The following is a 13,145-nucleotide window of genomic DNA, read 5'->3' on the forward strand; positions in this document are numbered from 1 at the left end:
TGGCTTGACCACGAGGGGACAACTTTGCAGGTTAATTGAATACATGACTATTTAGGAAAATATTATTTATGGATGAATATTTTAAACAAACAGGATTTTTATTTGGCGGTAATGCTGTTTTTATAGAAGAGTTATACAGGCAGTATTTAGCAAATCCGAATTCTGTTGATCAAACCTGGCAAGTATTTTTTGCGCAGATTAAAGATAATGAGACTGCAAAAGTTAATAAAACTACAGCTAAAGTAATTTTAGAAACAGAATCTATAAAATCACAAATTTCAGAAAAATCTATATTCACTACAAATAAATTTAATGTAGGAGCGCTAATAAAAAATTATCGTAAATACGCCCATTATTGTACGGAGCTTGATCCTCTAGAGCTTGAAGTTACTAAAACTAAAGCGGATTTAAAGCTTGGTATAGAGAATTTTGGTTTTACAAATGAGCAGCTAAATAATGTAATAGAACATAAATTTTTAGAAAAAACATATACGCTAGGCGAGTTAATTAATTTTCTTGATAAAACTTATGCAGGTCATATCGGCGTTGAATTTGAACAAATAGACAGTGCTGAAGAAAAAAATTGGTTATATAGTAAGCTAGAAAGTGAAACTACATTATCACCCGAGGAAAAAAAGATTATATTAAATGATTTAGCTGAAGTAGAAGGCTTTGAGCAGTATTTACATACAAAATTTCCAGGAGCGAAGCGTTTTTCGGTTGAAGGTGGGGACTCATCAGTTGTTGCTATGGATAAAGCTATAAACTTATCTTCTAGCTATGGCGTTGAAGAAATCGTTATAGGTATGGCACATCGAGGTAGGTTAAATACTGTTACTAAAATAGTCGGCAAACCTTACAAAGCTGTTATTGCCGGATTTATTAACGGCAGCGTATTTCCCGATGATTTAAACGTGTCGGGAGATGTAAAATATCATTTAGGATATTCATCAGATAGAATTGTAGGCGATAAAAAAGTTCATTTATCGATGGCTGATAACCCATCACATTTAGAAGCGGTAAATCCAATAGTTGCCGGAAAAGTTAGAGCCAAGCAAGATGCTAAACAAGATACGGAGCGTAAAAAAGTTAAAGCTATTTTAGTTCATGGTGATTCTGCTTTTTGCGGTCAAGGAGTAGTAGCCGAATGCTTGTCTATGTCAAATTTAGCTGCTTATAATACTGGTGGTATATTGCATTTTGTTATTAATAATCAATTGGGATTTACGGCTAATGCCAAGGACACCAGGTCGAGTAGATATTCTACTGAATTTGCTAAAATAATTGCTGCACCTATTTTACACGTCAACGGCGATGATATGGAGGCGGTGTTAAAAGTAACTAATATTGCCATAGAGTATCAACAAAAATTTAATAAAGATATTGTAGTTGAAATTATTTGCTATCGTAAATACGGGCATAACGAAGGCGATGAGCCAATGTATACGCAATCTATTATGTATAATGCGATTAAAAATAAATCGACGCCCGGTGCAGTTTATGCCGATAAGCTAGTACAGGAAGGAATAATTGATAAAAATTATTTTGCTAAACTAAAAGAACAATTTAAAGCTAAACTAGATCAAGAATATGAGCAAGCTAAAAACTATAAACAAGAGGCGCATTTTCTAGGCGGTTTATGGCAAGGCTTAACTCGCTCTAATGCTGAAATAGTTGCCACCGGTGTTAATAAAAAAACGTTGCAAGAAATAGGCGTAAAGCTATGTGAAGCGCCTAAAGACTTTGCAATTAACCCGAAACTTGTTAAATTATTTAACGCACGTAAAGCCGATTTAACAGAAGATAAACCTATTGATTGGGCAACTGCCGAGCAGCTTGCTTTTGCTAGCTTGCTTATTTCAGGCACAAAAATAAGATTTACCGGGCAAGATTCAGGGCGAGGTACTTTCTCACATCGCCATTCGGTATTACATAGTCAAATTGATGATACAAAATACATACCGCTAAATAATTTAACCGAGAAGCAAGCAAAATATGAAATAGCTGACAGTATTTTATCGGAATATGCAGTGCTTGGTTTTGAATATGGTTATTCTTTAGCCGATCCTCGGAACTTAGTTATATGGGAGGCACAATTTGGTGATTTTGCTAACGGTGCACAGATTATATTTGATCAATTTATTTCGAGCAGTGAAACTAAATGGTTACGTTTGAGCGGTCTTGTCGTTTTATTGCCTCATGCTTTTGAAGGACAGGGACCCGAACATAGCTCGGCAAGGCTTGAGCGATTTTTACAACTAGCGGCGGAGGATAATATGTATGTTGCTTATCCAACAACTCCCGCTTCTATTTTTCACTTACTTCGTCGTCAAATATTAAATACTACTCGTAAGCCGTTAATAGTGATGTCACCAAAATCATTATTAAGACATAAATTAGCCGTTTCATCACTTGCGGAGCTTGATGAGAAAACCAGTTTTAGACCAGTTTTAGACGAAGCCAATATCGACGCAAACAAAGTTACAAAAGTGATTTTATGTAGCGGTAAGGTTTATTATGATTTAAGTGAAATGCGCACGGCTAACAATATTACAAGTACGGTAATTATAAGACTAGAACAATTATATCCTTTTGAAAAAAATATAGTAGTAGAGCTATTAAAGAAATATAGTAAAGCTAAGGAATTTATTTGGTGTCAGGAAGAGCCAAAAAATATGGGAGCATGGAGTTATATAGTTTCTTATTTGGATGAAGCATTAAAAGAAGCAGGAATTAATGAACGATTTAAATATGTCGGGCGAGAGCTTTCAGCATCTCCTGCTGCCGGATCGTTGCACGTACATAACGCGCAGCAGCAGAAACTAGTGAGAAATGCGTTGGGGGTTTAATACCGATGTCATTCCCGCAAAGGCGTTGGTTCGCGTGGATATCCCAATCGTCATTGTGAGCGACTAAAGGGAGCGTGGCAATCTAACAAATAATAGATTGCATAGTATTTTTTGCTCTTTTTCTTAGATTGTCGCGTCGATGCTACGCATCTCCTCGCCATGACGAGGTAAGGTCGATCCACGCGGGCAATGCCTCCTCGCCATGACGTTTTAGGTATAATAATACCATACAGAAATGATATATTAGTAATTAAGGAGAAAACAATATGAGCGTTAAAATTACAGTACCTTCTCTCGGCGAATCGGTGACGGAAGCGACTATTGCCAAATGGTATAAAAAAGAAGGCGATGCCGTTAAAGTTGATGAGTTATTGTTAGAGCTTGAGACGGAAAAAGTCACGTTAGAAGTGAATGCTTCCGTTAACGGTACTATCGGTAAAATATTAAAAAATGAAGGAACGAATGTAGCAGTTGGTGAAGAGATAGGCGAAATTACTGAAGGAGCGGCAGGTGGTGTTGCAGAGCGGAAAGATGTTATAAGTTCTACGCCTCCTAAAGCTGCTCCACCGCAAGATGCTAATAAAACACCTACACCAATAACACCGGAAAAAATAGTAACAGCTAACAGCAGCCTTGCGCCATCCGTACAAAAATTGGTAACTGAGAATAAACTTGATTCGAATAATATAAAAGGTTCAGGCAGAGATGGAAGAGTCACTAAAGGTGATGTATTAGAAGTATTAAATACTCCTGTAAGTCAAACATCGAGCCCACAAGCAAGTCCTACAGTAAAAACAAATGACGATAGAGTGGAGCGTGTTCGTATGTCACGTTTACGTAAAACTATTGCCCAACGTTTAAAAGACTCACAAAATACGGCGGCTATTTTGACGACCTTTAACGAAATTGACATGTCGAAAGTAATAGCGCTGCGAGCACAATATAAAGAAGAATTTGAAAAAAAGCATAATGTAAAACTTGGCTTTATGTCTTTTTTCGTTAAAGCTACTATTGAAGCTTTAAAAGCGATTCCTTCGGTAAATGCTGAAATAGATGGCGATGATATTGTTTATAAGAATTATTACGATATCGGCGTAGCCGTTGGAACACCTCAAGGTCTTGTGGTTCCTGTTATTAGAAATGCGGATAGTTTAAGTTTTGCCGGCGTGGAACAGGAAATAGGAAGCTTAGCCAAAAAAGCACGAGAAGGGAAATTATCAATGACGGATTTATCCGGCGGAACGTTTTCGATTTCTAACGGCGGAGTATATGGCTCGTTGTTATCAACACCAATTATTAACCCACCACAATCCGGTATTTTAGGACTGCATAAAACAGAAGAAAGAGCCGTAGTAATAAACGGCAAAATTGAAGTGCGCCCGATGATGTATATTGCATTGTCTTATGATCATCGAATAATAGACGGCAAGGAAGGAGTTACTTTTTTGGTAAAAATTAAGGAACTTATTGAAAACCCCGAGAGATTGCTGTTAAATTTATAAATGTATTTGTTTCTCCTCACAAAATTTTGTTGTGTGGATACCAAAACCGTCGTTGCGAGGAGCGTAGAGACATGGCAATTTATTTAGAAGTCGTCTGCGTGTCATTGCGAGCGACCTTCGGTCGCGCGGCAATCTAGAAATAATAGTTTAGATTGCTTCGCTTCGCTCGCAATGACGGGAGTTTGATTGCCGCGTCGATGCTACGCATCTCCTCGCAATGACGGTTGAAGTATCCAAGCAACAACGTCCGTTCGTGATGACGAGTATTGGTTTTTTTCCGGATTCCTGTTTGAATAGAATGACATAGAAGTTAGAAATGCAAATTAATTAACTTGCAAGAATTCATTGTTTTGGAGTATAGTTCTTTATTAATAAAATGTTTAGAACTTACAAATAATGATAAAATGTACTCGCCGTATTGAATTTGATGCAGGGCACAGAATTATCGGTCATCAAAATAAATGTCAATTTTTGCACGGTCATCGATATAGCCTTGAGATAACCGCTGCTGCTAAAGAGACCAACAAATTAGGTATGATAGTTGATTTTGGTGAAATTAAGCTCTTCGCCAAAAACTGGATAGACGATAACTTTGATCATAGCCTTATATTACATCAGGACGATAAGGAAATAGGAGATAAAATAGCTAGCTGGACAGGTCAAAAAATATACTATATGCAGAACAACCCCACTGCCGAAAATATTGCATTGCATTTAAAAAATGATATTTTTCCTAAACTGTTCGTAAATCAGAGTTTTATTATTACTAGCATTAAGTTATTTGAAACGCCTAACTGTTTCGTTGAGGTATAAAAGAATGCGGCAATATTGTATAATTTTAACTACTATAAATAATTTACAAATTGCTCAAAAAATAACTTCTACTTTATTAGAATTAAATTTAGCCGGTTGCGTCCAAATAGATAATGTTAAAAGTTATTTTAAATGGGAAGGAAACATAGTTTCCGAAGATGAACACAGAATTTTAATCAAAGCTAACTCGGATAATTATCAAAAAATTGAAGAAGTAATTGTAAAAATTCATAATTATGAAGTGCCGCAAATAATAAAAATTGATATAGATGATGGTTTAAAAATATATTTAGATTGGATAGATTCAGAAGGAAAGAGGTTATAGCGAAACAACAATGCTCGATGTCATTCCTAGCTAAAAGCGGGAATCTAGAAAATTATAGTCATCCTGAATTTATTTCAGGATCTACTATAAGAGATGCGGCAAACTTGTTCAGTATGACAAAAAAAGTCTAGATTCCCGCCTTCGCGGGAATGACATCGGAGAATTTGGTATAATTTTCGAGCCATTCAATAACACCCCGTTTTCACGGGAATGACATCGGAGTACTTTTACCGCAGCTTACAACAATACCATAGGGTATAAGCATGACATCGACAAATTAAAGATTTAAAACTTAATAAGTATAGTATGAAATTATGGAAAAAAGTTACCCTAGGGTTAATCTTAGGGATTATATTCGGTATTTATTTATCTAACTATGTTTCTTACGTTAAGCCGGTAGGTGATATTTTTTTACGCCTGATTAAAATGATCATTGCGCCGTTAATTTTCTTTAGCCTGGTTTCGGGTATAACGAGTATGAAAGATTCGTCTGCACTCGGTAGGGTAGGGATGAAAGCAGTGTTAGCGTTTTTAGGAACCACTTTTTTTGCAACGGTTTTCGGGCTTGCGGTAGCTCTTATATTAAAACCAGGGCATGGAGTTAATATAGATTTCGGCGTTTCTCAGAATGTTTCAGTGGTAACCTCTTCTTTTAATATATTTGATTTTTTCGTACGCATCGTACCGGACAATGCTATAGGAGCTTTTGCTCAAGCGGATGTATTACAAATCGTATTTTTTGCAATATTTACTGGTGTTACTTTAAATAAAATGGGTACTACTGCTGAACCGATTATAGATTTAATTCATTTAATGTCGAAAATGATTTTGAAGATGATTTCATTTGTTATTCAGCTGTCGCCATACGGAGCTTTTGCTTTAACCGCTTGGATAGTCGGTACGCAAGGGATAGAAGTTATGGTGAGCTTGTCAAAACTGGTGGTAGCAGTAGTCATAGCAATGATATTCCAGTATTTGGTTTTCGGGGCGTTGATTTATATATTTTGTCGAGTATCACCGCTGCCATTTTATAAGAAAAGTTTAGAATATCAGATTTTAGCTTTTTCTACTTCAAGTAGTAAAGCTACGCTTGCAACAACAATGCAGGTTTGCCGTGAACGTTTAGGGATATCTGAGGCAAGCACCTCATTTATATTGCCTATTGGAGCCTCTATTAATATGGACGGTTTCGCTATAAATTTATCCCTCACTACCATATTTTTTGCCCAAATGATGGGAGTAACACTTGCGCCTCATGATTATTTAGTTATCATTTTAACCTCCACGCTTGGCTCTATCGGCGGTGCAGGTATTCCGGGAGCTTCTTTAATAATGTTACCTATGGTTCTCTCGTCTGTTCATTTACCTATAGAAGGGGTGGCTATAATTGCTGGTATTGATAGGATACTTGATATGTTGCGTACTACAATTAATATTACGGGTGATGCGACAATTACTATGATTATTGATAGTAGCGAAGGTACTTTAGATAAAGAAAAATATTTATCTTAAAAGTTTCTAGGTTCTGTGCACCTAATTGAATTATTATAATTTTGAGTTAATTTTTAGTGAAAATTAATAAGATTTTTGTAGGAATAGTTATTCATATTTCAAAAAAATCTTATAATTTGCAACAAAAAAGAACCAAAATTAGATTTATTTTAATTAGGTGCACAGAGCCTAGATTTGCAGGTGAATAGGTGAACGTCATTGCGAGGAGCGTAGCGACGTGGCAATCTAAACAATAATCATTCTGAATTTATTTCAGGATATTTTTCAGTAGATGCTGAAACAAGTTCAGCATGATAAAAGTCAGTGTTTTACACTCCTAAATTTTGTCCTTTCAAATTTTGTTCAGCAGATTGAGCATGAGATTTTGCCTGTTTTGCAGCAAGATCAACTACATGCTCATATTTTCCGCCGTTATTCAGTAATGAATGACCGCATTCATGTACTTTTTCTACATCTTCTTTGGAAAATTTATTAATAATCATATCTGTAATGGCATATAAAAATTTCCAGGATAATTCTATTCTTTCTTGCGTGGTAAGTTTCTTATATTCTTGTTTTTTATTATTAATTCCTAGGGGTGTTGTAATATCAGCAGTATTTTCTACCTTATTAACATTATCTCGACGAGTTGAGATTTTTTTATAAATTAGAAATATTATTAGTAGTAATAATATTGTTATAGCTATTAAAATATTGATATCTAGCATTGTTGTTCCTTCTTGATTAATTTGATTTAAGCTTTGCCTCTAGATTGACCTGGCACTTGTATTTTAGATATTACTGCAAGGATAGTCTGAGTTATGCCTACTATATTTTTTATCGCAGGAGCTAAATCTTTAAAATTACTAATCCCTTTAGGTAGTATAGCTTCCATACTTTTTTTAATAGTGTTCTCAACTGTTGCTACTAAAGTTTTTCCACTTGGGGATGTTTCTAACGTTGTTTTTAATTTTTCACCGATTTCTTTAACATTAGCAGCTGCATTACAACATGCGGATATTTTTTCAGCAAAAGAAGTTTGCGGATTAACAACTTTTAGCAATTCTTCTTTTGTTTTAGTTAAAGTATCTGAAATAGTTTTTTTTACAGCCAGTAATTTATCACTATTAATGTTTGCAGGAATAATTTCTTCCAAATCAGTTTTCATTTTCGATATTTTTTCTTCCACTTCCTTTGTACTAGTAGGAAGTGTTGCTGCAACTTCTATCACCTTCTTTAATGAATCTTTATTTTGAGTACTATTTTTAACTTCACTATTTACTTTTTCTAATGAATCTTTACCTAAATTTAAGTTAGCCACCTTATGCGGCGCTACTTCAATTTCCTCTGCAATCTCGGCTGTTTTTTCTGCTTTTTCATAAATAGGCCCAAGTTTTTTATCTTCTGCTAGTTTTGTCTGTATTGCTTGAATTTGTCCGCGCCATTCTTTTATTTTAGGTAATAGATTCTTATGATCAATAACATTATTTATCTTATCAAAAACCCCGCTCATTTTTATAAAAATACCGACTAACGGTGATTGTGTAGAAATAACACCGATTAATAAGGTTTCTAACGATTCAATAATTTTTTTAGAAGTTCCGGGATACATCTCATCTAACTTTTTTTCAAATTCCAGAATTTTTTGAAGAACGTCTAAAATTTTTTCTGCAACAGCACCATCAAATAGAAAAATATCCGTTGTTTTAAGTTGTTCCTGATAAGTATTTTCTATAGTTTCTAATAAGGCATCCTGAGCTTTGCCGATAGTGTTATTAAAAAGTGCTTCTATTGTTTCGGGATTTATTTCTTCCGTCTTTGAAAGCTCTAATAAAGAAGCTCTTAAAATATCCTGTAATTTTTTTTGTAAATCTTTTAGATTCAAGCCAAAAGCTTTGGTGACATTATAGGCTTTAGTAGAAAGTTTTTGCAATTGTACCTTTTGTTCTTCAGTTAAATTAGTAAGTTGGGTTAAACTAATAAATGACTGGGCCATAATCTCTCCAATTTGTTTACAGGCTTTAATACTTAACTTAAATCCTAACGTTAATAAAGTAAAATGTAAAACCTCTTACATAGTTATATTGCTCTTACCATTAATTTTTGTTATATTACGTGCTGGCATTGCTACAAAAATCTGTATTTTTTAGTTTTAAAACATCTATATCTTGCAGAGAGGAGCAAAATTCCTTAATCTTAAGTTATTTATAAAGAGATTTATGCGTAAATTAACTCTATTCATCATCATCCTATCTTTTGCTTCCTCGGCTTTTACTATTAATTTAGAAGAAGCTTTAATATCGGGGTATAATAATAATGATGATTTAAAATCTATTAGAACTAAATTTTTAAATGAAATTGAGGAATTTCCACAAGCTTTCTCCGGCTTTATGCCTAGAGCTTCGTTAGAAGCGGGTAGAGCGAATACTAAAAATAAATATAATAGTCAACTTATTAACCGAGCCTCACGAGATGTGGATAGTCAGCAAGGAGCATTAAAAATAGAGCAACCGGTATTTAACGGCGGTTCTAGTGTAGCTGCGCTTAAATCAGCACAATCTGCTTTTAGAGCAGCGCGGGGTGACTATTATGCTCAGGAGCAAAAAATTCTTTTAAGTTTGATCAATGATTATCTTAATTATTATGAAACTAAAGAAAAATATGAAATTTCTGAAAGTCGTCTGCGTACTAATATTCAGCAAGTAAGGACAGTCGAAGAGAAATTAAGGCTTGGCGAAGCAACTGAAATAGATATGGCGACGGCAAGAGCTGGTCTTGCTGCAGCAGAAACAGACAAACTGATTGCTTATGCTAATTTTCAATCAAAAAAAGCTGCATTTACTAAATCATTTGGTATGGAACCAAGCGGTATAAAAATGCCTCCTTTGCCTGAAAATTTACCAACTTCCTCAGATGAATTAATACAGAAAGCTATTAAGCTAAACCCTAAGATAGATTCGGTAAGGCATAGCGTGCATGCTAATAAAGCGCAAGAAATGGTACTAAAAGGCAAGTTATTACCACAAGTAGGCTTTAGCGTTCAAACAGGTAAAGCTTATTATAATCCGGAAGACCTTGGGAATAATAACATTAATAATAGAAGCACAACCTCGACTCTTTCTGTTACGATACCTATTTATTCGAAAGGAGGGGCAGAATATTCAGATATTAGAAAAGCAAAGAATCAAACTAGAAGTACGGCAATTCAACTTGATAATACGATAAAACAAGTTGAGGCTGACGCTATAAGTAGCTGGGAAGAATTTGCGGCAGCAAAATCCCGCATTATTTCTACTAATCATGGAGTAGAGGCGGCGCAAATATCATATGACGGAACAGTACAAGAAGAAATAGTCGGTTCTAAAACAGTATTAGATGTTTTGAGTGCCGAAGATAAATTATATGAGGCAAAAACATCACGTGTTGATGCCTATAAAGCTTCCATACTTGCAGCCTATCAGATAAAGTCCTTAACAGGTGAATTAACCGCTAAAAGCTTAAAGCTTAAAGTAAAATATTTCAGTCCTGAAGATGAGTTTAAAAATATTAAAAAGAAACTTATTATAGGTTTTTAAGTGAATAAGGAAGATAAAAAAACTCAAGATATGTCGATAGAGGAAATACTCAAATCAATCAAGGGTGTAATTAACGAACGTAAGCAATTAAATAATACCGAGCATGATGAAGATATACTTGAATTAACGGAAATAATGAACGATAAAGAAGAAGAGGAATCGAATGAATCGCTGAATACTAAAGATAAATTTAATTCTACTAACGAAGAGCCTTTAATATCACCGAAATTTGCTGCAGAAACCAGCAATATTTTAAAGAATTTTGCGCATACAATAAAAGATAAGCATTTAGAGGCTGTCACTTCTCCAAAAAATGTTCTTGAGGAATTAATAATCGAAATGTTAAGGCCGGAGTTAAGTAAGTGGCTGAACGAGAACTTGCCGACACTGGTAAAACAATTAGTAGAACGTGAAATAAAAAAATTGATACCGAATAATAAAAAATAAGGCTGTGATGTCATTATTGCGTGAATCGTTTTATGTCATTCCCGCGTAGGCGGGAATCCAGTAAAACCTATAAAAAACTTGTTTTTTATAGGTTTATTTTGTCAAATATGTAACTTCTATATCAATATTGAAGTTATTTTTCTGGATCTCCGCCTGCGCGGGATGACATCGAATAAGTTTTACCGATCCATGCAACAACGCCGGTCAAGCCATGGCATGACATTGTACTTGTAATAACCATAATACGGTAATTATGATCCATGCAGAGATGACTTCAAAAGTACTTTTAAAAAATAAATTAATAGGGGTATATGTTAAGTAAAATATACAAGATATTATTTTTCAATATATTATTGCTTACGGTACAAAGCTATGCAGTGCCGCCTTTACCTCCAGGTTCGCCGCCGCCCTTACCTATTCAAGAAACGGAGTCCGCCGTTTCTGTAAATGAAAAACCGCAAGAACTATCAACATTTGCTAAAATAAAACAATTTTTTTATAAACCGAAAGTTTCGCCTGCCCCTCAAACTATAGAAAAAGAAAACAAATTAGCTAGTAAGACAAATATTACTAATATAAATGAAGAGCCGGAAAAAGATAATGCGGAAGGAGAAAATTTAGAGCCGTTTATTGATCTTGGGGACGCTAAACTACCTACCGCCGCATCACACAATGTAGATCACGAATTAAAATCTCCTAATGATTTTCCTACTAATATAAATTTAGCATCTAATAATATTAAAGCTACTCCTATACCTATGACACCTAACGTACCAGCTCCAATGGTAAGCGTGCCTCCGCCGGCAGTAGTAAATCCTCCTACAGTAGCGCCTCAAGCGGTATCATCGCCGCCGCCGGTTCCTAGCTTTCCGCCTACGCCTATGCCAATAATTAATTCTCCTGTAAATGCTAAGGCAGTAAATACCACTACAACGCCTACTGCTCCGGTAGATAGTCCAGTTTCACCGCCGCAAGTCGTGCCGGCAACTGAATCCACCGATGAGACAAATTCCTCTAAAGGGCAAGCTTTACCTATAACGCCTAACGTACCTCCGCCGTTAATAACTACACCGCCGTCCACTCCTGTAAATATACCGCCGCCGCAAACGCCTTCTCTGCCTAATTCATCTATGCCTGAAGCAAATCCTGCCATTACAACTCAAACAGCCTCTCCTGCTGACGTAAAAGAAGATTGGGATGCGCCACTGCAACCGGTTAGGGTAGTCTCTATTGCTCAAAATCAATCAACTCCTTCACCCGTTTTAACTCAAAAAGTACAACAATTGACTTCCTCACCGATTGATGACAAAAAAATTACACCTACTCAGCCGGCAGAAGAGATTGAGTCTAACGTAATGTCCAGTGCAGCTACGAAATTTGCTAAAGATGAAACGCAGATGCTGCTTTTACCTAATGACGATATAGTTTTGGGTAAATTAACGGATCAGGCGAAATTAGAACAAATGGATATGTATTCTTACATAAAATTAGCACAGAAAAAAGAAGAATGGCTAGCAAATGCTACTCGACGAGAAGCGGTAAATAATTTCATTAAGTATGATGATAATTTAAACAAAAAGGCAATAATTTATTCAAATTTATCTTATTGTGATGCAATACAAAATGCTTTTACGGCGGTGAAAAAAAATAATCTTTTTTCGTTAAGAGCATTACTTGACGTTTATCCGATTTTACAAGACAAGAACAAAAGAGGCGAAACGCTTTTAACCGTAGCCGCTCAAAACGATAATTATTATTTAGCAAAATTTCTAGTAATTCGTGGTATTAGAATTTCCGCCCTTAATTCCGAATGTCAAAATGCTCTAGACATTGCTTTAGCAAGAAATAACAACAATATTACCTGTATGTTAACAAAAGCTAAAGGGTGGTGAATGTTAATATCGTCATTGTAAGAAGACACTGTTGTGGGGCGTCGGTGTCATTCCCGCGGAGGCGGGAATCCAGAAAAAATAGTCATTACTTTATTTATTTCAGCATAGAAAAAAAGTCTAGATTCCCGCTTTCGCGGGAATGACATAAGAGGCAGAGGGAATAACAGAATGCTGCTTTTATTAATCCACGCAACGCTTGCTTTCTTTAGGAGAATAGTTTAATTTATTCAAAAAATTATACTCTTTTGATT

Annotated in this window: 10 protein-coding genes; 8 read left to right on the forward strand and 2 right to left on the reverse strand. The window is 35.4% G+C overall.

The genetic code is table 11. From position 1 onward, the window contains the following. Window positions 1-68 precede the first annotated feature (68 nt). From OTR29_RS01300 to OTR29_RS01320, 5 genes are all read left to right on the forward strand, one after another. A complete protein-coding gene (locus OTR29_RS01300) occupies window positions 69-2,849 on the forward strand; it encodes a 2-oxoglutarate dehydrogenase E1 component (protein WP_422228858.1) in 2,781 nt (926 codons plus the stop codon). A gap of 266 nt (window positions 2,850-3,115) precedes the next feature. Then, entirely contained in the window at window positions 3,116-4,351 is a 1,236-nt protein-coding gene (gene odhB / locus OTR29_RS01305; RefSeq protein WP_422228859.1) for a 2-oxoglutarate dehydrogenase complex dihydrolipoyllysine-residue succinyltransferase, read from the forward strand. Between the two features lie 396 nt (window positions 4,352-4,747). After that, entirely contained in the window at window positions 4,748-5,164 is a 417-nt protein-coding gene (locus OTR29_RS01310) for a 6-pyruvoyl trahydropterin synthase family protein (RefSeq protein ID WP_422228860.1), read from the forward strand. 4 nt (window positions 5,165-5,168) lie between these two features. Further along, window positions 5,169-5,489, forward strand: a complete 321-nt coding sequence (gene cutA / locus OTR29_RS01315) for a divalent-cation tolerance protein CutA (protein WP_422228861.1) — start codon at window positions 5,169-5,171, stop codon at window positions 5,487-5,489. A 306-nt stretch (window positions 5,490-5,795) separates the two neighbouring features. After that, window positions 5,796-7,001: a dicarboxylate/amino acid:cation symporter gene (locus OTR29_RS01320; protein ID WP_422228862.1), complete on the forward strand. Its 1,206-nt coding sequence runs from the start codon at window positions 5,796-5,798 to the stop codon at window positions 6,999-7,001. A 308-nt stretch (window positions 7,002-7,309) separates the two neighbouring features. Here OTR29_RS01320 and OTR29_RS01325 read toward each other — a convergent pair whose 3' ends face one another. Beyond that, entirely contained in the window at window positions 7,310-7,708 is a 399-nt protein-coding gene (locus OTR29_RS01325) for a DUF2660 domain-containing protein (protein WP_422228863.1), read from the reverse strand. Between the two features lie 26 nt (window positions 7,709-7,734). Continuing rightward, window positions 7,735-8,976, reverse strand: a complete 1,242-nt coding sequence (locus tag OTR29_RS01330; RefSeq protein ID WP_422228864.1) for a hypothetical protein — start codon at window positions 8,974-8,976, stop codon at window positions 7,735-7,737. 223 nt (window positions 8,977-9,199) lie between these two features. Between OTR29_RS01330 and OTR29_RS01335 the strand changes: the two genes are divergently transcribed. The 3 genes from OTR29_RS01335 to OTR29_RS01345 all read left to right on the forward strand — a co-directional run bounded on the left by OTR29_RS01335 (window position 9,200) and on the right by OTR29_RS01345 (window position 12,894). Continuing rightward, the gene (locus OTR29_RS01335; protein WP_422228865.1) at window positions 9,200-10,555 is read left to right on the forward strand and encodes a TolC family protein; all 1,356 of its coding nucleotides are present in this window, start codon (window positions 9,200-9,202) and stop codon (window positions 10,553-10,555) included. Continuing rightward, entirely contained in the window at window positions 10,556-11,002 is a 447-nt protein-coding gene (locus OTR29_RS01340; protein ID WP_422228866.1) for a DUF2497 domain-containing protein, read from the forward strand. It abuts the gene before it with no gap. A gap of 311 nt (window positions 11,003-11,313) precedes the next feature. Beyond that, window positions 11,314-12,894 carry a hypothetical protein gene (locus OTR29_RS01345; RefSeq protein ID WP_422228867.1) on the forward strand — a complete coding sequence of 527 codons (1,581 nt, stop codon included), beginning with the start codon at window positions 11,314-11,316 and terminating at the stop codon, window positions 12,892-12,894. Window positions 12,895-13,145: the final 251 nt, after the last annotated feature.

Origin of the sequence: Rickettsia endosymbiont of Halotydeus destructor (genome assembly GCF_049278075.1) — a bacterium.
In the GTDB taxonomy this organism is placed as follows: Bacteria; Pseudomonadota; Alphaproteobacteria; order Rickettsiales; family Rickettsiaceae; genus Rickettsia.

Excerpts from the sequence above, each read along its gene's own strand:
- OTR29_RS01300 (WP_422228858.1), top strand. The coding sequence starts at position 69 with ATGGATGAATATTTTAAACAAACAGGATTTTTATTTGGCGGTAATGCT.
- odhB (WP_422228859.1), top strand. The coding sequence starts at position 3,116 with ATGAGCGTTAAAATTACAGTACCTTCTCTCGGCGAATCGGTGACGGAA.
- OTR29_RS01310 (WP_422228860.1), top strand. The coding sequence starts at position 4,748 with ATGATAAAATGTACTCGCCGTATTGAATTTGATGCAGGGCACAGAATT.
- cutA (WP_422228861.1), top strand. The coding sequence starts at position 5,169 with ATGCGGCAATATTGTATAATTTTAACTACTATAAATAATTTACAAATT.
- OTR29_RS01320 (WP_422228862.1), top strand. The coding sequence starts at position 5,796 with ATGAAATTATGGAAAAAAGTTACCCTAGGGTTAATCTTAGGGATTATA.
- OTR29_RS01325 (WP_422228863.1), bottom strand. The coding sequence starts at position 7,708 with ATGCTAGATATCAATATTTTAATAGCTATAACAATATTATTACTACTA.
- OTR29_RS01330 (WP_422228864.1), bottom strand. The coding sequence starts at position 8,976 with ATGGCCCAGTCATTTATTAGTTTAACCCAACTTACTAATTTAACTGAA.
- OTR29_RS01335 (WP_422228865.1), top strand. The coding sequence starts at position 9,200 with ATGCGTAAATTAACTCTATTCATCATCATCCTATCTTTTGCTTCCTCG.
- OTR29_RS01345 (WP_422228867.1), top strand. The coding sequence starts at position 11,314 with ATGTTAAGTAAAATATACAAGATATTATTTTTCAATATATTATTGCTT.